The organism is Streptomyces sp. NRRL WC-3618, from assembly GCF_001280005.1.
Lineage (GTDB): Bacteria > Actinomycetota > Actinomycetes > Streptomycetales > Streptomycetaceae > Streptomyces.
The window spans coordinates 16,579-35,927 of record NZ_LGDW01000457.1 but is presented as its reverse complement, the minus strand read 5'-3'; the positions used below and the strand labels follow the sequence as shown (position 1 = coordinate 35,927).

General features: G+C 70.2%; 17 protein-coding genes and 2 pseudogenes. 10 read left to right on the top strand and 9 right to left on the bottom strand.

The annotated features are described in order from the left end of the window. The first annotated feature begins 97 nt into the window (after positions 1–97). Positions 98–625, top strand: coding sequence for a VOC family protein (locus tag ADL01_RS32455; protein WP_053745609.1), 528 nt, complete (start codon positions 98–100; stop codon positions 623–625). An 81-nt stretch (positions 626–706) separates the two neighbouring features. Here the strand turns inward: ADL01_RS32455 and ADL01_RS32450 are convergent, their stop codons facing one another. Next, the gene (locus ADL01_RS32450; protein WP_053745608.1) at positions 707–1,918 is read right to left on the bottom strand and encodes an FAD-dependent monooxygenase; all 1,212 of its coding nucleotides are present in this window, start codon (positions 1,916–1,918) and stop codon (positions 707–709) included. A 212-nt stretch (positions 1,919–2,130) separates the two neighbouring features. Continuing rightward, positions 2,131–3,774, bottom strand: coding sequence for a multicopper oxidase family protein (locus tag ADL01_RS32445; protein WP_078960878.1), 1,644 nt, complete (start codon positions 3,772–3,774; stop codon positions 2,131–2,133). A gap of 185 nt (positions 3,775–3,959) precedes the next feature. Here ADL01_RS32445 and ADL01_RS32440 point away from each other — a divergent pair, with 185 nt between their 5' ends. Continuing rightward, positions 3,960–4,718 carry an SDR family NAD(P)-dependent oxidoreductase gene (locus ADL01_RS32440; protein WP_078960875.1) on the top strand — a complete coding sequence of 253 codons (759 nt, stop codon included), beginning with the start codon at positions 3,960–3,962 and terminating at the stop codon, positions 4,716–4,718. Positions 4,719–4,829: 111 nt separating this feature from the next. After that, the gene (locus tag ADL01_RS32435) at positions 4,830–6,998 is read left to right on the top strand and encodes an MMPL family transporter (RefSeq protein WP_053745606.1); all 2,169 of its coding nucleotides are present in this window, start codon (positions 4,830–4,832) and stop codon (positions 6,996–6,998) included. Between the two features lie 189 nt (positions 6,999–7,187). Here ADL01_RS32435 and ADL01_RS32430 read toward each other — a convergent pair whose 3' ends face one another. After that, entirely contained in the window at positions 7,188–7,553 is a 366-nt protein-coding gene (locus ADL01_RS32430; protein WP_053745605.1) for an antibiotic biosynthesis monooxygenase family protein, read from the bottom strand. Positions 7,554–7,711: 158 nt separating this feature from the next. Here ADL01_RS32430 and ADL01_RS32425 point away from each other — a divergent pair, with 158 nt between their 5' ends. Together ADL01_RS32425 and ADL01_RS32420 are read left to right on the top strand one after the other, a co-directional pair. Further along, positions 7,712–9,217, top strand: coding sequence for a peptide MFS transporter (locus ADL01_RS32425; protein WP_078960874.1), 1,506 nt, complete (start codon positions 7,712–7,714; stop codon positions 9,215–9,217). 63 nt (positions 9,218–9,280) lie between these two features. Further along, positions 9,281–9,484, top strand: coding sequence for a hypothetical protein (locus tag ADL01_RS32420; RefSeq protein WP_159049704.1), 204 nt, complete (start codon positions 9,281–9,283; stop codon positions 9,482–9,484). 27 nt (positions 9,485–9,511) lie between these two features. Here the strand turns inward: ADL01_RS32420 and ADL01_RS32415 are convergent, their stop codons facing one another. Next, entirely contained in the window at positions 9,512–9,868 is a 357-nt protein-coding gene (locus ADL01_RS32415) for a helix-turn-helix domain-containing protein (RefSeq protein ID WP_063783611.1), read from the bottom strand. A gap of 53 nt (positions 9,869–9,921) precedes the next feature. After that, positions 9,922–10,176 (bottom strand): hypothetical protein, encoded by a 255-nt coding sequence (locus tag ADL01_RS32410; protein ID WP_053745602.1) that lies wholly within the window; start codon positions 10,174–10,176, stop codon positions 9,922–9,924. A 434-nt stretch (positions 10,177–10,610) separates the two neighbouring features. On the opposite strand from ADL01_RS32410, the gene ADL01_RS32405 reads away from it, so the two are divergent. Both ADL01_RS32405 and ADL01_RS47335 read left to right on the top strand, forming a co-directional pair. After that, positions 10,611–10,976 carry a hypothetical protein gene (locus tag ADL01_RS32405; RefSeq protein WP_053745601.1) on the top strand — a complete coding sequence of 122 codons (366 nt, stop codon included), beginning with the start codon at positions 10,611–10,613 and terminating at the stop codon, positions 10,974–10,976. Positions 10,977–11,430: 454 nt separating this feature from the next. Continuing rightward, on the top strand, positions 11,431–11,553 hold the full coding sequence (locus tag ADL01_RS47335) for a hypothetical protein (RefSeq protein ID WP_267889953.1): 123 nt from the start codon (positions 11,431–11,433) through the stop codon (positions 11,551–11,553). A 206-nt stretch (positions 11,554–11,759) separates the two neighbouring features. Here ADL01_RS47335 and ADL01_RS32400 read toward each other — a convergent pair whose 3' ends face one another. After that, positions 11,760–12,416 carry a hypothetical protein gene (locus ADL01_RS32400; RefSeq protein WP_053745600.1) on the bottom strand — a complete coding sequence of 219 codons (657 nt, stop codon included), beginning with the start codon at positions 12,414–12,416 and terminating at the stop codon, positions 11,760–11,762. Positions 12,417–12,639: 223 nt separating this feature from the next. Here ADL01_RS32400 and ADL01_RS32395 point away from each other — a divergent pair. Further along, positions 12,640–13,050 (top strand): annotated as a pseudogene (locus tag ADL01_RS32395) (helix-turn-helix domain-containing protein); the annotation flags it as partial. A 165-nt stretch (positions 13,051–13,215) separates the two neighbouring features. On the opposite strand, the gene ADL01_RS32390 reads toward ADL01_RS32395, so the two are convergent. Further along, entirely contained in the window at positions 13,216–14,121 is a 906-nt protein-coding gene (locus tag ADL01_RS32390) for a hypothetical protein (RefSeq protein WP_053745599.1), read from the bottom strand. A 194-nt stretch (positions 14,122–14,315) separates the two neighbouring features. On the opposite strand from ADL01_RS32390, the pseudogene ADL01_RS42880 reads away from it, so the two are divergent. Further along, positions 14,316–14,788: pseudogene (locus ADL01_RS42880) on the top strand (hydroxypyruvate isomerase); the annotation flags it as partial. Positions 14,789–15,069: 281 nt separating this feature from the next. Further along, a complete protein-coding gene (locus tag ADL01_RS32380; protein ID WP_053745597.1) occupies positions 15,070–15,804 on the top strand; it encodes a hypothetical protein in 735 nt (244 codons plus the stop codon). Positions 15,805–15,984: 180 nt separating this feature from the next. Here the strand turns inward: ADL01_RS32380 and ADL01_RS32375 are convergent, their stop codons facing one another. Then, positions 15,985–17,571, bottom strand: a complete 1,587-nt coding sequence (locus ADL01_RS32375; RefSeq protein ID WP_053745596.1) for an AMP-binding protein — start codon at positions 17,569–17,571, stop codon at positions 15,985–15,987. Next, entirely contained in the window at positions 17,568–19,238 is a 1,671-nt protein-coding gene (locus ADL01_RS32370; protein WP_053745595.1) for an AMP-binding protein, read from the bottom strand. The genes ADL01_RS32375 and ADL01_RS32370 overlap by 4 nt, the downstream gene beginning before the upstream one ends. Positions 19,239–19,349: the final 111 nt, after the last annotated feature.

Below are 19,349 nucleotides of genomic sequence, written 5' to 3'. Positions count from 1 at the left end.
GATGAGCTCGATGAGCCGCTCGAGCGATACGCGAGTTCGATTGGGTTGGTTGCTGGCTCAATGAGCTTCGCTCATGACAAGCAAAAGGAGTCACCCGATGAGGACGTCGTTGAACGCTCGAAGATGGGCTGCGGGGACCGCCGCGTCCACGCTGCTGATGGTCGGCCTGGGCAGCGTCTCGAACGCCGCCGAAGCCAAGAACGACAAGGCCGACACGGTCGCGGCGGCAGCCCGTTACGGGCAGCCGAACCTCTACACCGGCGACGTCGACAAAATGCTCGACTTCTACAGCAAGGCCCTGGGCTTCACGGTGGACTTCCGGTTCCCCGCGGAGGGGCCCGGGATGTTCGGCACCGTGAGCAAGGAAGGCACGTACTACATCACCTTCAGCTCGTACGACACGATCCAGACGTACACGGGTCTGCGGCACGTCGGTAAGTCCACGAACAAGCAGTCGGACGTCGCGGTGCTCGTCAGCAACGTCGACCAGGCCTTCGCCAAGGCCAAGAAGGCCGGCGCCAAGGTGCTCATGGCCCCCAAGGACCAGCCGTGGGGCGAGCGTCAGGCCTACGTCGCGGACCCCGAGGGCAACTACGTGCAGATCTCCACGCACACCGATCACTGAACAGGAGCACAAGGAGCACAACGGCAAAAAAACGGGAGCCGGCAGGGCGTGTGCCCTGCCGGCTCCACCGGCCGCCGTCCGTCACCGGGCGGCGGCCACCGTCTTCTCGGTCACCTTCTCGTCCCAGGCCACCCGGTACGAGTAGACCGGAACGGTCGCCTTGACACCGAGCTTCAGGAAGAACGGCAGGACCAGGTCCCGCACCGAGCGCTGGAAGCCGTTGGGGGCCGCCTTCTGGTTGCCGGTCCTGCGGCCTTCCTTGATGATCTTCTCCACCCGCTCCTGACGGAGGGACTGGAAGGCCGCGAAGGCCTGCTGCGGGGTGGGAAGGTCGCGCAGGCACTTGGCCAGGACGATCGCGTCCTCCATGGCCATGGACGCGCCCTGCCCCACGTGCGGCGAGGTGGCGTGAGCGGCGTCGCCGACGAGGCAGACCCGGCCCCGGTGCCACAGCGGCAACGTGAGCATGTCGTAGATGGGGTAGCCGATGATGCCGCTCGGCGTGGAGTCGATGATGGCCGAGACGGGGTAGTGGTCCTTGTTGTGGCGCTCCAGCAGCCGGGCCTTCCACTCCTCGTGGGGGGTCCGCTCCGTCTCGCCCCGCGCGGGCTCCTCGGCCTGGTGGTAGTTCTCGAACCAGTAGATCTCGTCGCCCGGAGTGGTCTGGTAGCCGAAGAACCCCTTGTAGCAGAACGACATCCGCATCACACCGTCGGCCGGCGCGGCGTCCTTGGAGCGGGTGTAGCCGGCCGTGCCGATCACACCGGTGTACTCGGGGTGAGGGGCGTCGGGCATCACGGTGTAGCGGGTCTTCGAGTGGATGCCGTCGCAGCCGATGAGGATGTCCGCCTCGGCGGTGGTGCCGTCGGAGAAGTGCACCCGGACGCCGTCGGCGGTCTCCTCGACACTCTCGAAGAACTTGCCGAACTCCAGCCGGACACCGCGCTTCACAGCGGCATCGCGCAGGGCCTTGTTGAGCAGGCCGCGCTTCAGCAGCACGGTCTCGGCCGGGTTCTCGCCGAGCTTCTTGCCGTGGTGGTTGAGGAAGGCGGTGCTGGTGGTCTGGCTGCCGACCTGTTCGACGTCCTCGCGGATGCCCAGGGTCTCCAGTACGGCCACTCCGTTGGGGGCCAGGTTCAGAAAGGCGCCGACCTCGTCGCGGGGTTCCTCTTTCCCCTCGTAGATGACCGCCTCGATGCCCGCCTTCTGCAGGAACAGGGCCAAGACCGGCCCGGCGATGCCGCAGCCGATCAGGACCGCACTCCTTGTCCGGGTCGTCTCCAGGTCACGCATCAGTCCACCTCGTCGTCTTGGATCGGCCCGTGGGCCGGCAGCATTCCTGATCGGATACGGCTTGCTTCTGCCCGAAGGCCAATTCCTTGGCGCTCAAGGCACTCCCTTATCTTGAGGGTCGAGATACTTGATTGTCAAGTGAATCCGAGAGCGCCATACCCGTGGGCCGGGTACGGCGCTCGACGTCACCACTCCCCGTCCGCCAAGGGGTGTCAGTGGTGTGCGCCGTCGACCGTCCGCGGGGCGCTGTTCTCCGTCCCCGGCTTCACCACGGTGAACTGCCCCATCATTCCCAGGTCTTCGTGACGGAGGATGTGGCAGTGATACATGTACGGGATCTTGGAATCGGTGTGGGTCGGCAGCGCGACCGCCAGTCGCACGGTGCCGCCCGACGGCACGCGCACGGTGTCCTTGGGCCCGCGCTGCCAGGCTTCGGGTTTCTTCCCCGCGTACTCGAGGACGTTGAAGGTGAGGCCGTGGACATGGAAGTTGTGCACCACCTCGGCGTCGCCGGTCACCTCCCAGATCTCGACCTTCCCGGCCGGAACCACCTCGTCGATGCGGCTCATGTCCATGCTCTTGCCGTTGATCTGATAGTTGTTGAACTCGAAGGTGCGGGTGTGAGCCTTCTCGGGGACGCTGATCGCGGCGGGCGCCCCGCGCAGGGTGTCGGGCAGTGGCCGGGACTCGGTGAGCCGCTCCCGTGCCCGTACCTCGATCATGTCGAAGGTGTCGTCCCCGCCGCCCAGCCGGTCCGTCGGGAACGCCAGGCCGAGCTCGGGCTCGAAACTGCGCAGTACGACCCGGTCCTTGGGCTTGAAGGCCACCACGATCTCGGCGCGTTCGCCCGGCGTGAGCTGTATCCGGCGTAGCGGCAGGGGCCGTTCCAGCAGCCCGTTGTCCTGGGCGACCAGGTGGAACTCGCGGCTGTCGGTGAACCCCAGGTTGTAGGTCCTGGCGCCGGAGGCGTTCATCAGCCTGAACCGCACCCGGGTGGTGGAGATCTGGACGTGCGGGTCGTAGGTGCCGTTCACCAGGATCGTGTCACCGAGCACACCGGGGCTGCCCACCCCCGCCAGGCTCTCCATGAACGAGGCCCCGCGCAGATCGATGGAGCCGTCGTCGTTGAACTGCCGGTCCTGAAGGATCAGTGGAATGTCGTCCACACCATAGGAGTTGGGCAGACCCGACCGGTCCGCCTCGTCGTCCTCGAGGATGAAGAGGCCGGCCACGCCCCGGGACACATGGTCGGCCGTGCTCTCGTGCGGGTGCGGGTGGTACCAGAGGGTCGCGGCGGGCTGGCTGATCTCCCACTCGGGGTTCCAGTCGGCGCCGGGCTGCACCATCTGGTGCGGTCCGCCGTCCATCTCGGGGGGCAGGTGCATGCCGTGCCAGTGCAGGGTGGTCGCCTCCGGGAGGCGGTTGGTGAGCGACACCGCCACCTTCTGCCCCCGGCGGGCCCGTAACGTGGGCCCCAGATATGCGCCGTTGATCCCCCAGGTCGGGGTCTCCTTGCCGGGCAGCAGACGGCTTTGCCCGGTCTGCGCGGTCAGCTTGAACACGCGGCGTCCGGAGCCGTCGTCCTGCCCCTCCATCAGCGGAGGGATCCGCACCTTGTTGGCGAAGGAGAGCTCGCCGACGTTGCTGAGTTTGCGTCCCTTGTACACCCTGGCGAAGTTGACCGCGTAGGCCCCGCCGCCCACCAGGCCGATGCCCACCAGGCCGGCCGTGGCCAGCAGGATCCTGCGTCCGATCGTCCGGGGACGCTTCGGCGGCTTCGCCCGGCCGGGCCCGGCCGCTCCGCTGAGTGTCACCGAGGATTCGCTTTCGTCACTTCCCCGGTGGTCGTCGGTCATGGAATCGTGGCTACCGGTCATTGGCCAATCATGGGGCCGCCCACTGGAATTACGCCCGAGTATCGGTCGACTCCGGCTCGAGCGGGACTCGAGCGACGCTCAAGGCGCACCCTCCGCTTCCGATCACTTGAGCGATCCTCCAGCCGCGCCCCGCATCCTCACACGTGTCCTTCCCCCATGACCCCATGCCCCATGCCCCCCGCGTCCCTCTGGCCTGGTCGCCTGGCGGCCTGGTGGCCGCCACCGGATCAGGAGTCGACGTGCCCCCTTCCCGTACCGCACTGGTGACCGGCGCGAACCGGGGCCTCGGCCTAGCGGTCGCCGCCGAACTGCATGCCCGGGGACACCGGGTCGTGCTGGCCGCACGTGACGAGCGCGCGGCGGCCGACGCGGCCGGCGGGCTGGGCGCCGACGTCGTTCCTCTCGCTCTCGACGTCACCGACCAGGCGTCGGTGGACGAGGCGGTCAAGCGCGCCGGGACCGTGGACGTCCTCGTCAACAACGCCGGTGTGCAGCTGGACTGGGGAATGTCCCCCTCCGAAGTCGATCTGGACCAGGTGCGCCACACCCTCGAGGTGAACCTGCTGGGCGCCTGGCGGATGGCCCAGGCCTTCCTGCCGGGCATGGTGGACCGCGGTTGGGGCAGAGTGGTCAACGTCTCCAGTGGCGCCGCGTCCTTCACGTACGGCCCCGCCGCGCAGTGCCCCGCCTACTCCGCGTCCAAGACGGCGCTGAACGCGCTGACCGTGATGCTGGCGAAGGAGACGGACGGCAGCGGGGTCCTGGTGAACTCCATCAACCCGGGGATGGTCAGAACCCGGATGCGCCCGGACGCCGAACAGACCCCGCAGGAAGCCGCGCGGCACATCGCCGACGCCGCCCTGCTGCCTGCGGACGGGCCGTCGGGGGTCTTCCTGCGCGGGAACGGCACCATTCCCTGGTGAAACCCCTGCCACGGGGCTGGGAACGTGCGTTCTAGCGCCGCTGTATCCGCGCACTAGCGTCTGCTGAGTTGATGACTCCCCATCTCTTCCGACAAGGGGATCGCGTCCATCATGTCTACTCGTCCACCTCGGGCCGCCTCCGCGGCCCGGTCCGACCAGGCCGGGGTCTTCTCCCGCATCGCGGGGTTCGCCAACCGACACCGATGGACCGCGCTGATCCTTTGGCTCGTCGTGCTCGTCGGCGTCTGGGCAGGCGCCTCGCAGGCGGGCGACCGCTACCGGGACGACTACTCGCTGCCGGGGACCGAGACCCAGAACGCCCTCGAAATCCTCAAGGAACACGGCGCGGGCAACGCCTGGAACACCGTCAGCATCGTGCTCCACGACAAGGACGGCCTGCGCACCCCCGGCACCGAGAGCGCGGTCGCGGGGATGCTGAAGAAGGTCTCCGGACTGTCCGGCGTCGTCCGGGTGCAGAGCCCGTATAAGGACCGGTCGGCGATCTCGGCCGACGGCACCGTCGGTTACGCCACCGTGGAGCTGGACCGGCCCGCCGAGAACGTACCCCTCACGCAGAGCAAGCCGATCCTCGACACCGCGCGGGAGATCCAGAAGGACGGCCTCCAGGTGGAGTTGGGCGGGGAGGCCGCGCGGAAACTGGGCAAGAACCAGGGCAGCGGGGCGGAGGGCGCCGGGGTCTTCGCGGCGCTGGCGATCCTGCTGTTCATGTTCGGCACGGTGATCGCCGCGAGCCTGCCGGTCATCACCGCCGTGTTCGCGGTCGGCGCCACGCTGGGCATCATCGTGCTCGCCTCGCACAAGTTCATCATCGCCAGCTACTCGCCGTATGTCATGGCCCTGGTCGGTCTGGGCGTGGGCATCGACTACGCGCTGCTGATCTTCGCCCGCTACCGGGCCGAGCTGGTCAAGGACATCGCCCCGGACGAAGCGGAGCGCAGGGCGCTGGAGGGCGCCGGGCGGACCGTCCTGTTCGCCGGCTGCACGGTGATCATCGCGCTGCTCGGCCTGGTCGCCCTCGGCCTCGGCTCACTGCGGGGCATGGCGCTCGCGGTCGCGCTGACCGTGCTGCTCACCATGGTGGCCTCGCTGACTCTGCTGCCCTCACTGCTCGCGATCTTCGGCAAGCGCTTCGCCCGGCAGTTCACAGCGCGGGCCCGCAAGCGAGCCGCCAAGGGCCGCCCCGAGGAGGGCACCCGGTGGCGGGCCTGGGGTGAGGCCGTCCAGCGGCGGCCGTGGACGGCTCTGCTGCTGCCCCTGGTGGCGCTGGGTGCGCTCGCCGTCCCCGCGGCGGACCTGCGGCTCGGCCTCGCGGACGCCGGCAACGACCCGGACGGCACCACCAGCCGGGTCGCGTACGACCTGCTCGCGAAGGGGTTCGGCCCCGGGTTCAACGGTCCGCTGGTGATCGTCACCGAGGGCGACGACGCGGTGCGGGCCGCCGGCGCCGCCGCGGGCACGCTCAAGAACACCCCGGGCATCGCCCTGGTCAACGGTCCGATCCCGACCGAGGACGGCAAGGCCGCGATGCTCCTCGCCGTACCGAAGACCGCGCCGCAGGACACCGCGACGACGGACCTCGTGCACCGGCTGCGCGACGACGTGCTGCCCGGGCTGGCGAAGCAGACAAAGGCCGAGTACCTGGTCGGCGGGGCGACGGCGGCCGTCATCGACTTCTCCGAGACCATCGGGGGGAAGCTGCCGCTGTTCGTGACGATCGTGATCGGCCTCTCGATCGTCCTGCTGACGATGGTGTTCCGTTCGGTGCTGATCCCGCTCAAGGCCGCCCTGCTCAACCTGGTGAGCGTCGGCGCCGCCCTCGGTGCGGTCTCCCTCGTCTTCCAGCACGGCTGGCTGGGCGCCGATCCCGGTCCCATCGAGGCGTTCATCCCGACCATGATCTTCGCGATCGTCTTCGGGCTCTCCATGGACTACGAGATCTTCCTCGTCTCCCGGATGCGCGAGGAGTGGCTGCGCTCGAAGGACGCGGCCAAGGCGGTCCGGGAGGGCCTCGCGCACACCGGTGCCGTGGTCACCGCGGCGGGCGCCGTGATGATCGTGGTGTTCGGCGCGTTCATGCTCAGCCCGGACCGGATGCTGCGGCAGTTCGGTTTCGGACTCGCGGTGGCGATCTTCGTCGACGCCGTCCTCATCCGCTGTCTGATCGTGCCGGCGGCCATGCGGCTGATGGGCAAGAAAGCCTGGTGGCTGCCGCAGGCACTGGGCAGGGTCCTGCCGGAAGTGCGGGTGGAGAAACACTGAGCCGCGTCCCCCCGGCGGTACGACCGCCGGCCGGACGCCAGGCCGCTGGGTACCGCCGTCCCCTTCCATGACGGGCGGTACCCGGCGGCCACACCAGTCGGATACGTCAGTGGGGCGTCCGGACCTCCGGCCGCCCCACTGACGTATCTGACGTATCCGACGTATCTGACGTACGACGCGCGACGACGGTTACGCCCTGACGCCGTGCTCCGAACCGGCCACGTCGGCCACTCCCTGGGCCGCCGCGCCCCGCAGCAGACACACGGTCTGACTGAGCCTCATCTCTCCGCCGCGCCGGTAGGGGGCCAGGCGCCGCCGGTTCTCGACGTGCTCCTCGCTGTGCTCGAAGCGGTGGAAGCTGGGCGCGTCGACCCAGTCGGTGACGACGTGGTAGACGTCCTCCTCGTCCGCCGACCGGGCCAGCGACTGCCAGAGGTTGCCCGGCTGGGCGGCGATGCCCCGGCCCACCTCCTGCCACACCTTCTCGAACTCGGCTCCCTGACCAGGGGCTATTTCCATGCGCAGCATCACACGGAAGGGAAGGGGATCCGGCATCTGACTGGCCTCCTGCGCGGGACGGGGTCGACTCGGCCGCCCAGTGTCCGTGACCGACCTCAACGGCCGCTCGAGGAGGCGCCTTTGAGCGGTCCTCGACCAGCCTCCGACACGGCGGCGGGAGCCTTGCTCCCTCCCAGTGACCCGTTGGAGGAGCCATGACCGCGCCGGCCGAGTCCCCCGCCAAGCCGCCAGGTGCGTCCGGACACACCGGCCGACGAGGACCCCTGGGCTGGCCCCGCTGGTTCACCACCCTGTTCGGCACCGACATCTGGGAGCGGTTCAGCTTCTACGGGATGACCGCGATCCTCGTCCTCTACGCGACGGAGCCGACCGCCGACGGCGGCCTCGGGATGACCAACGAGGACGCCACCCTCCTCTTCGGCCTCTACATGGCCTCGGTGTTCCTGTCCTCCGTGCCCGGCGGCTGGATCGGCGACCGGCTGCTCGGTTCCGTGCGCGCGGTCAAGTACGGGTGCTGCCTGATCGGACTCGGCCATGTGTCGCTGGCCCTGCCCGGGCACGTGTTCTTCTATCCGGGGCTGCTGCTGATCGCCGGTGGCACCGGGCTGCTCAAGCCGAACATGGCCCATCTGCTGAGCGCCTTCTACGCTCCCCGGGACCGGGCCGGCCGGGACGCCGGGTTCGCCATCTTCTATATGAGCGTCCAGGTCAGCGCGCTGGCGGCGCCCGTCGTGGTCGGGGCGGTCGGCGAGACCGTCAACTGGCATCTGGGCTTCGGGATCGCCGCCGTCGGCATGGCCGCCGGGCTGTTGCAGTACGTACGTGGCTCGCACCACTTCGGCGACACCGGCCGGACACCCGAGCGCGCCGCCACCCCCGCCCAGCGGACCCGGGTGCTGCGGACCGGCGGTCTCACGCTCGCCGTGGTCGTCATCGTCTACGGCACGGACGCGGCCCTCGGGTCCTTCAAGATCGCTCATGTCATGGCGCTGATCGGGCTGTTGACCGTCGTCGTACCGGTGGTCTTCTTCTGGCGGCTGATCCGCAATCCGCTGCTGACCCCGCTGGAGCGGGTCCGGGTGAAGACCTACATCTGGCTGTTCCTCGCCTCGGCCCTGTTCTGGGCGATGTTCCTCCAGGGCGGCTCCGTCTTCGCCATCTTCGCCAAGGAGTCCACAGACCGCTCGGTGCTCGGTTTCACCGTGCCCACCAGTTGGTTCCAGTCCGCGACCCCGCTGTTCGTCCTGCTCACCGCCCCGCTGTTCGCCTCGCTGTGGAAGCGCGCGGGGGACCGGATCGGTACGGCCGTCAAGTTCGCGATCGGCATGGGGTGCACGTCGGTGGCCTTCGCGGTGATGGCACTGGCGGCGTGGCGGACCGGGTCGGCACCGGGCGGTCTGGTGTCACCGTGGTGGCTGGTGGTCGCGTTCCTGATGCTGGCCGCCGGGGAGGTGGCCTTCGCCCCGGTCGGGATGAGCGCGACCACCGCGGTGGCCCCGGCGACCTTCGTCAGCCAGATGGTGGGCCTGTTCTGGCTGGCCGGAGCGCTCGGCGGCGGACTGGGCGGCAACGCCCTGAAGGTGTCGGGCGACGAGTCCCCGTCGGCCTCCTACTTCCTCGCGCTGAGCCTGGTTCTGCTGGCGGCGGGGGTGGCGCTGGTGCTGGCCCGCGGGCCGCTGGGCCGGCGGCTGGGGGTGTGAGCCACGCCCACGCCTGGCCGTGGCGTCGTCCTTGTCCCAGATCTGTCCCTGGAGGTGTTCGCCTTGACAGTTTCCACAGCACCGGTCGTCGTCCCGGCGCCGGAGCGCGAACGGGTCGTACGGCAGGCCCGTGAAGCGCACGAGGTACCGGCGGCCCGCGTGTCCCGGGCCCAGGAGCCCGCGAGCGGCCCGCAGTCGGTCCTGCTGGCCGGCGAGGACGAGGACGCCTGCCGCAGGGAGCCGCACATCTGGCGGGGCATCGACTGACGGTCGCCGCGATACGCCGGGGCAGCCTCAGCCGTCCTGCCGCGTCTGTTCGTCGCCCGCACGGGCCTTGGCCCGCTGCTCGTTGGCGTAGTTGAGATAGTTGTAGACCGTGAAACGGCTGACCCCGAGGGCGCTCGCCACTGTCTCGACCCCGTGCCGCACGGAGAAGGCGCCGCGCGCCTCGAGTGTCCGTACGGTCTCCTGTTTGGCCTTGCGGTCCAGCTCGGCCAGCGGCTTGCCGTGCCCGCGCTCGAGGGCGGCCAGGATGTGGTCGAGCGAGTCGGCGAGCTGGGGCAGGCGTACGGCGATCACATCGGCGCCCTCCCAGGCGAGCACGACGTCGTCGGGGCCGGCCTGACCGGGCGGGACCAGTTCGCCGCCCATGGCGTCGACCAGCGGTTTCACGGCCGCGACGAAGTCCGCCCCGCCGGTGCCGGTCACCGGCCGCCCGCCCCGTCGATCACGTTGACCTGGAGCGAGATCCGGGTGGCGCCGGCCTCCAGGGTCCTGCGCAGCAGCGCGTCGAGCGCGGTGAGCACGGCGTCGGCGCGCCCCTCGGCGGTGTTGCCGAACGGACCGACGTCCACCGCGTCCAGCTCGGCCGCCTCGATGACCTCACGGGCGACCAGCGCGTGGGCGGGCGCCTCGTCGAGATCGAAGGGCTCGGTCGTGAACTCCACTCGCAGTCGCACTGTGGCCCCCAAGGCATCGCTCTGACCTGTGTGTTCCCTCAGCCCTCTGACCGAGAGGACACATCCGGGGCACATTCCCCCGCTCCGACACGACCTTAACGGACTCCCCTGCGGCAATCAGCAGAGAGGCGCAGGCATGCCGCAGGGCATGGGGCCCGGTGCCCGGTGCCCGGTGCCCTTGGGGAGCTTGACCTTGGGACCTCTTCGGCTTCGGAGGACACACGTGAGCGGCTCGCCGTGGCCCCTTGGGGTCGACTCGACGGGCCGCTGGGCGTGCCGTCCCGGCGGGACGGGCTGGGTGCGCCAGCATTGCCGGACAGGCCGCCGGGCGTGCCCGATGCCGCCCAATCCGCTGTCGTCCGCTCGCGGACCGGAGTGCCCGCGGGTCACGACCCGTGTCGCGGCCCATCCCTGAAGACCCGGAGTTCCCACTGATGGTGACCGTGTTTCGCATCGTCGCGCCCCCCACCGGTATCGAAATCACGGGCGACGGAAGCAGTCCCACCGACGAGGAGATGGCACAGGAGAAGGAAGCCCGGCAGGCCTTCCTGGACGCCGTTTCGCCCTACCTCGCTGCTCTGCCGGCGCGGCCGCCCCACCGTTCGGGCAACGTCTCGGACGTGGAACTGCTCGGCGGGGACGTGTGGTCCCAGCTGAACCAGTACCTCCTGCTGGTCAATGTCGACATCGGCGACCCGCGGATCGACTTCGACTCCTTCATGCCGCCCGGCACCACCGTCACCCGCGTGGCCGGCGACCTCGTCCCGCTGTCCCAGTGGCCGGACGGCGACCTGACCTGACCGGCACGCCAGCCCGCCCCGCCCTGTGCCCGAGGCTGGGCCCGGGGCCGGGCAGGCCGCCAACTGATCGCCCGACTGCAGGAGTTCACCACCGGCCGCTGACGCGAACAGGGGGCGCATGTGCCTCACTTGTTGGCCCTGCGCAAGCCGGTGCATCCGGGCGTGAGGCAAGTGACAGGGTGCCAGGCCTGGGGCCACAGCTGCTGGGAGTTGCTGTTGGGCTCCCGAAGTAGTGACGTGGAGTGATGAACCATCAGTGATGTGTTGAACTCGTGAAGAACCCTGTCGGGGAACCTGCCCGAGTGCCTCAACTCCGCTTGACCTGGGGCTGGTTGCGCGCTGATGCTTGTCTTGCTTCACCGGCTCCTCCCCTTCGACTCCGTCGCTCTCCGTGCGCGGGGTGCGGCGGACGTCCTGATGGACAGGGCGGCAGGAGGAGAAGGAGGAAGCAGTGGTGAGGTCCGACGTGGGCAAGCCGCGCAGGCGATGGACCGGCCCTGAGAAGTGGTCGGTGATGCTGGCTGCGGTCGGCGTCCTCGTGGCGATCATCGCCGCCGTGGGGCAGTTCGCCCAGTAGGGCGTCCACGCATGAGACGGTCGCGGCCGGGGCTGACACGCACAGAGCCCGGTCTGATAGAAGGCGACCGGGCTCGTGGAACTGCGCGGAGGGCCTGGCTCTGGCAGGAGTCGGGCCCTTCGATGATGCTGCTACCTAACAGATTGTGTACCTAGCGACCCCGTTCCGACAAGAAAAACATCACCCGGCCGAGTGGCCCCACGGGTTCAGTTGAGGCCGAGCGTGGCGAGTGCGGTGGTCCAGTCGGTGACGATCGCCTGCTGCGCCTGCGCGAGGGTGACCTTGCCGGCGCAGACCGCGGTGTGCAGCTTCGTCTCCACCGGGTCCTTCGCGTTGTTGACGCCGCTGCCTTTCTTGTGGCCCGGGTCGGCCGGCTCCACCCACAGGTTGCGGTAGTCGTTGGGGTCGCCGCCCAGTTGCAGGCTGATCAAGTGGTCGTACTCGGCATCGCGCATGCTCCCGGTGAAGCCGTAGGAGGTGGCGTTGAGCTTTTTCTCCTTGCCGGTTATGTATGTGGAGGGCCGCACACCGGAGGTGTAGCCGCCCTTGCGGCATATCGTCGACTTCAGGTTCGCCTGCTTGACGGCCGGGGAGATCGCGCCCGGCGTGCACTGGGGGTCCTCCAACGGCTCCCCCTTCTTCTCGTACCGGTAGTGACAGCTGCCCGCCGCGGGCTGCCGCTGCACCGTGTACTTCTTCTGCGGACCGGCCCCCACCGCGATGGGCCGGGCCCCGCCCGGGGCACCCGACTCGGCGGCGCCGGACGACGACGGGTCCGACGTGCCCAGCGGGACGGACGAACAGCCCGCCAGGAACAGGCAGGACAACAGCGCGGGCGAAGCGACGTGCCGTGTGAAGCGCATGACGACCCCTCACGGGTGGGCGATAACTGAGCAGATGCTGCCCTACCGGGAAATCCGCACACCGGGCGGGGTACCCCGGGCCGGAGCATCCACGCCATCCGGCGGGGCGCACTGCGGGCGTGCCAGGCCGTCCACGGCCAGGATGTCGCGGGGCCGCTCTCGTGCTGCCGGGTAGCGCGGGGCACGGTCCTCGAACAGGCGGCGGGCTGCTGGGTCACGCCGAGGCGCGTTCCTCCGCGGCCGCCGCGAGCGGCTCCGCCCGCAGGACGTCGGCCTCCCCTCGGGACCGAGGCGCCGCACACCAGGTCTTCGCCGCGAGGAAGTGGCGGTCCTCGCGCACATCTCCACGGAGTACTACATCCGCCTCGAGCAGGGCAGGGCGCCACGCCCCTCGGGCGCCGTCCTGGCCGCGGTCGCGGGAGCGCTGCGGTTCACCGACGCGGAGTCCGACCATCTCCACGTCCTCGCGGGCACCGCGCCGAACCGCATCGGACTGCACCGGCGCGATGTCCGCCCCAGCATCCTCGCGCTCCTGGAGCGGCTGCCGCAGACCGCCGGCTTCGTGATGTCCGCCGTATGCGAGGTCCTGGCCTGGAACGACCTCGCGGTCGCGCTCATGGAGGACTTCCCCCCCCCAGGCGGCCGCCGGCTTCCGGGGCCTGGCCCACCGACCTGTGCGCATTCTTCCGTCGGGCCGTGTCCCAGCCGCTCGGACACGCCCCTGACGGACTCCCTCGCGGCGCACAGCGGCGATGCGCGTCCGCCCCGCTGAACCCCGCACGCCGAACCGCCAACTCCCTTACGGCCGCAGCGAGTTCACCTTCCGCACCGGGTCGGGGACGGCATCCCGCGCACCCGCACCGCGCCGTCGCCGGGCGAGCGACACGGCCAGTGCCGTCAGCGCGGCGAGCGTCGCGGCACAGGCCGCCAGAGCGGGCAGCGGGGACACGGCTCCGCCCGCCTGCCGTACGTAGGCGAGGACGGCCGAGTCGACGTGCGTGCCCACGAGATGGGCGGCGGCGAGTGTGCCCGGCACGACCACGGCCACGGCGGCCACCGCCGGCGACCGGCCCCACCACAGGGCGCCGCCGGCCAGCAGGCACAGCACGGAGACGCCGAGCGAGGCGGCCAGCCCGTGCCTGGGCGTGTCGACCCAGTCCAGCGGGAAGTGGGCGGCGCCGCAGAGCAGGACGAGGACGGCGACGGCACGGCAGAGCCACAGGAGGTCGCCGTTCCCCGGCCTCCTCACGGCTACCGGCTTCGCGCCCCGGGCTGCTGCGCCCACGGCCGCGAGGCTCTCGTCCTTGACCTTGACCTCGTCGAAGCCACCGATCAGCTGCACGAGGTCCTCGACGGGTCTGCTGGTCGCGGCCGCGTGTACCGCCTGGGCCTCGGCGTGCGCGGCGCGCGGGGCCGCGTGCAGGAGTGCGACGAGGCGGCCGACCTCGGCCACCGGCCGCTGTTCGGCGGCTGTCCGGATCGCCTCGTCCATCCGGTCGACCCCGTGGTCCGGCGGACCCAGGATTTCCACGAGGCGCGAGACGTCCTCCACGGAGCGCGCCACCGCCGCGACCCGCAGGACCGATGCCGCGGTCGGCAGACCGTCGGGCGACTGCTCCAGGAGGGTGACCAGCTCGACGACATCGTCCAGGGGTCTGGCGACGACCACGGTTCGCACCAGCTCGTCCGCACGTATTCGGGTCACGGGACCGTGTTCGTCTGCTCCTAGGTTCTCCGGGCAGACGGGGAATGGCTCGACGGCCATGTTTGCCTCTCGACTTCAGTGCACTGACGCACGGAAAAGGTGCGCCCCGCTCATATGAACGTCAACCCTGTCTAACCGCCCCCTGACCGCCCCGCCACTCGGGGGAGCTACCTTGACAAGCTCCGACACCCAACGGCCTGAACTTCTACGCCGGACAGCTGCCGGGCCCGGACCGGGGCGCCCTGTCGGTGCCCGGCGAGGAGTCCGAACGGTTCCGCGCCAACATCGAGGTGGCCGCGGGTCTGGCCGAGTCGCTGGGCTGCGGCGCGCTGAACGCGCTGTACGGCAACCGCTTCGACGGCGTGGAAGCGGCGGAGCAGGACGTGCCGGCGCTGGAGAACCTGGTGTCGGCGGCGCGCGCCGCGGACCGTATCGGGGCGGTCCTTCTCGTCGAGGCGCTGAACAAGGTGGAGTCGCCCCGGCATCCGCTGGTGAGCGCCCCGGCCTCGGCGCCCCCGGCACCGGCACGCTCACCCTCGCGGCCCACCTCGACCAGCTGCGCGAGGCCGGTTACGACGGCTGGGTGGGCCTGGAGTACAAGCCGGGCGGCCGGCCGAGCGCCGAGGCGTTCGACTGGCTGCCGCGCGAAGCGCGCCGAACCCCCTGACCGCCCGGAAACCTCAAATCCAGCTCTGAACTCTGCTCCGGGGGCTTCAACTACCCCTGGAGTGGGGCACATTGTGGTCAGCACGGGGGAACAAGGGGAACAACGCACGGGGGAACAACGGGGGAAACAAAGAGGGGGTGCCCACGGGCACCCCCTTCTTCCATTCCCTCAGCGCCCCCAGCTCGAAAAGTGGGGTCGGAAAGGCCGTCAAGAGACGGACAAGCGGGGGTCCGGTGGAGCACGATGGGCTCTGACCCCGACGTCACTTAGTGGAGTGACCCATGGCCGACAGCATGCCGGTGCGATGCCCGGCCTGCCTGCGCGAGCATCTGTACGCGGCGCCCTCCTATCCGTGCGCGTGCGGTGCGCCGGTCAGCCCGTCCCTCGACGAACGGGCGACCGCGACAGCCGTCACCCACCGGGTCTGGGACGAGCAGTGGCTCACCGTGCGCTGCGCGGCCTGCGAACGGCAGGACCAGTGGCCGTACCCCGAACTGGGCTGCCCCTGCGGCACGGTCCTGCGCATCCCGGTGACCCGGTCCGCTCCGGACGCCCGGCCGGCGGAGACACAGCCCCCGCCCGGCACCACGAAACTCCCCGGCGCCCTCCGCACCCCGCGCTCCGCCGCCCGCGCCCGGCGCGCCTTCCAGCCCGTCACCATCCGCACCGCACGGGACGCCGTCACCGCCGCCGCCCTCTATCTGCGCTGGCTCGGCTACCAGGACATCCGCCGCGCGGACCAGCGGCCCCCGTCCGGCGTCGGGCTCGCCGCCCGCGGGGTCCTCGCACAGGTCGACCCGACGGTGAACCCGGCGTCACTGCGGGACATCGAGTGCCTGTGGCTGACGGCCATGACGGAGTCCTCGGCCTGCGTCTACTTCTCCCTCGCCGGATTCGAGAACGAGGCCCGCGCCCGCGCCGACGACCTCGGCATCCCCCTGTTCGTCCTCGACCTCACCGGCACCCCACAACCGGTGAACACCCCGGCCGACGACCTCGACGCCACAGGCGTCTGAGACCGTCAACAGCCTTGCGGGCAGCGCCCCTCAGGGGCGCGGGGAACTGCGCGACCGGCCACGGCGGCGCCGCAGCGAACCGACCCACCCGCACTGCCCCTCCGGCGGAGGCCTAGCACGGCCTCGATCGCCGGCCCCGCGTCCGCATGCGCGGGCCCTGACCGGCGGACGTCACCCCGTTCACTCCCCGGCGTACGTCTCCCGCAGCTCCACCTTGCGTACCTTGCCCGACACCGTCATCGGGAAGGCGTCCAGCAGGCGTAGCCGGGTCGGGATCTTGTAGTGGGCCAACCGGTCCTCGCAGAAGGCCCGTAGCTCGGCGAGGGTGAGTGGTTCGGTCTCCTCGCGCGGGATGACGCAGGCGAGAACCTCCTCGCCGTACCGCTCGTGCGGTACCCCGACCACCTGGACGTCGGCGATCTTCGGATGGCCGTACAGGAACTCCTCGATCTCGCGCGGGTAGATGTTCTCGCCACCCCGGATGATCATGTCCTTGATGCGGCCGACGATCTCGACGTAGCCGTCCTCGCGCATCGTCGCGAGGTCGCCGGTGTGCATCCAGCGGGCGGCGTCGACCGACTCGGCCGTCTTCTCGGGCTGTTGCCAGTAGCCGAGCATCACGCTGTAGCCGCGCGTGCACAACTCCCCCGTGCTGCCCCGGGGTTGGGTCACTCCGGTCGCCGGGTCGACGACCTTGACCTCGATGTGCGGCAGGACCCTGCCAACCGTGCCGGTGCGGTGTTCGAGGTCGTCGTCCCGGCGGGTCTGCAGGGAGACCGGGGAGGTCTCCGTCATGCCGTAGCAGATGGACACCTCGGCCATGTGCATCTCGGCGACCACCCGTTTCATCACCTCGACGGGGCAGGGCGAGCCCGCCATGATGCCGGTGCGCAGGGACGACAGGTCGTACGTCGCGAAGTCGGGGAGGTTCAGCTCCGCGATGAACATGGTCGGTACGCCGTACAGCGAGGTGCAGCGCTCCTGGGCCACCGCCCGCAGAGTCGCCGCCGGTTCGAAGGACGGGGCCGGGATCACGACGCACGCGCCGTGCGAGGTGGCCGCCAGGTTGCCCATCACCATGCCGAAGCAGTGGTAGAAGGGCACTGGGACACATACTCGGTCCTGTTCCGTGTAGGCGAGCAACTCACCCACGAAATAACCGTTGTTGAGAATGTTGTGGTGGGAGAGCGTGGCGCCCTTCGGGAAGCCCGTCGTGCCCGAGGTGTACTGGATGTTGATCGGGTCGTCACAGGACAGTTCCTCGAACGAGGCGCCCGGGGTGCCCCGTTCGAGCAGCGCCGCCCAGCTCGGATCGCCGAAGTGGACGACCTCGCGCAACTCCGGGCAGTTGCCCCGCACTTGTCCGACCATGGCGCGGTAGTCGCTGGTCTTGTGAGCGACGGAGGCGAAGAGCAGACGGACGCCGGCCTGCTTGAGGACGTACTCGACCTCGTGCGTGCGGTACGCCGGGTTGATGTTCACCATGATCGCGCCGATGCGCGCGGTGGCGTACTGGACGAGCACCCACTCGGGGCAGTTGACCGCCCAGATCCCCACCCGGTCCCCCTTGGCGACCCCGGAGGCGACCATCGCGTACGCCAACTCGTCGATGTCGGCGGCGAGTTGTGCGTAGGTCCAGCGACGTCCCGACGGTACGTCGACGAGCGCCTCGCGGTCCGGCCAGGCGGCGACCGTCCGGTCGAGGTTGGCGCCGATGGTGTCGCCGAGCAGCGGGGTCGTACCGGTTCCGTGGCTGTACGAGGTCACCGGAAGTCCTCCTCGCGGTACTCGTCCGCCGAGCCCGCCGCCGTCGCCTCGCGCAGTTCGATGCGGCGGATCTTGCCGGACACCGTCTTGGGGAGGTCGGCGAACTCCAGGCGGCGCAGGCGCTTGTAGGGGGCGAGGACCTCGCGGCTGTGCTCGAACAGCACCTTCGCGGTGTCGGGTCCCGGCTCCCAGCCCGCCGCGAGCACGATGTACGCCTTCGGTACGGCGAGGCGCAGTGCGTCCGGCGCGGGGACGACGGCGGCCTCCGCGACCGCCTCGTGTTCGAGCAGCGCGCTCTCCAGCTCGAAGGGGGAGATCTTGTAGTCGGACGCCTTGAAGACGTCGTCGGCCCGGCCGACGTAGGTGATGTAGCCGTCCGTGTCGCGCGAGCCGATGTCCCCGGTGCGGTAGAAACCGCCGGCCATCGCCTCCGCCGTGCGGTCGGCGTCGCCGTGGTAGCCGGTCATCACGCCGACCGGGTGGGTGGAGAGGTCGAGCGCGATCTCGCCCTCGGTCGCGCCCGGTTCGCCCGAGACGGGGTCGAGGAGGACGACCTGGTAGCCGGGGCTCGGGCGGCCCATGGAGCCCGTCTTCAGCGGCTGGCCGGGGCTGTTGGAGACCTGCACGGCGGTCTCCGTCTGGCCGAAGCCGTCCCGGATCGTGACACCCCAGAAGCGGCGCACCTGTTCGATGACCTCGGGGTTGAGCGGCTCCCCGGCGGCCACGACCTCGCGCGGCGGGGTGCGCAGCTGGGTCAGGTCGGCCTGGATGAGCAGGCGCCAGACGGTCGGCGGGGCGCAGAAGGAGGTGACGCCCGCGCGGTCCATCTCCGCCATCAGCCGGCCGGCGTCGAAGCGCGTGTAGTTGTGGATGAAGACGGTCGCCTCCGCGTTCCAGGGCGCGAAGAGGTTGGACCAGGCGTGCTTGGCCCAGCCGGGCGAGGAGATGTTCAGGTGCACGTCGCCGGGCTTGAGGCCGATCCAGTACATGGTCGCCAGGTGCCCGATGGGGTACGAGGCGTGCGTGTGTTCGACGAGTTTGGGGCGGGCGGTCGTGCCCGACGTGAAGTAGAGCATCAGGGGGTCGTCGGCGTGGGTGGGGCCGTCCGGGGTGAACTGCGCGGGCGCGTCGTAGGCGTCCTCGTACGGCCGCCAGCCCTCGGGGGCGCCGCCCACCGCGATCCGGGTGTAGGGGCCGGGCACCTCGTCGAACTTGCCTGTGTCCTCGGCGCGGACCAGGACGTGGGCGATCCGGCCGCGCTCCACCCGGTCGCGCAGGTCGGCGGGGCCGAGCAGCGGGGTGGCGGGGATGACGACGGCGCCGATCTTCATGGCGGCGAGGGCCGTCTCCCACAGTTCGACCTGGTTGCCGAGCATGACGAGGACGCGGTCCTCCTGGCGGATCCCGAGCCCGCGCAGCCAGTTGGCGACCCGGTCGGAGCGGGCCGACATCTCGGCGAAGGACACCCTCGCCTCGGAGCCGTCCTCCTCGACGATGTGCAGGGCCGTGCGGTCGTTCCCCTCCGCGATGACGTCGAACCAGTCCAGGGCCCAGTTGAAGCGCTCGGGGCGGGGCCAGCGGAAACCCTCGTACGCGGTGGCGTAGTCCTCGCGATGGGTCAGCAGGAAGTCCCGCGCCTCGCGGAAGTGCTCGGTCACCGTCGTCATCAGTCCTCCTCGGTCCCGGACCATTGCCGGGCGACACTCTGACATCGTGTAATCCGTGATGCGGGTCTCACTACCCCCGAACGGGGGTGAGTGCGACGTACGACGGCGAAC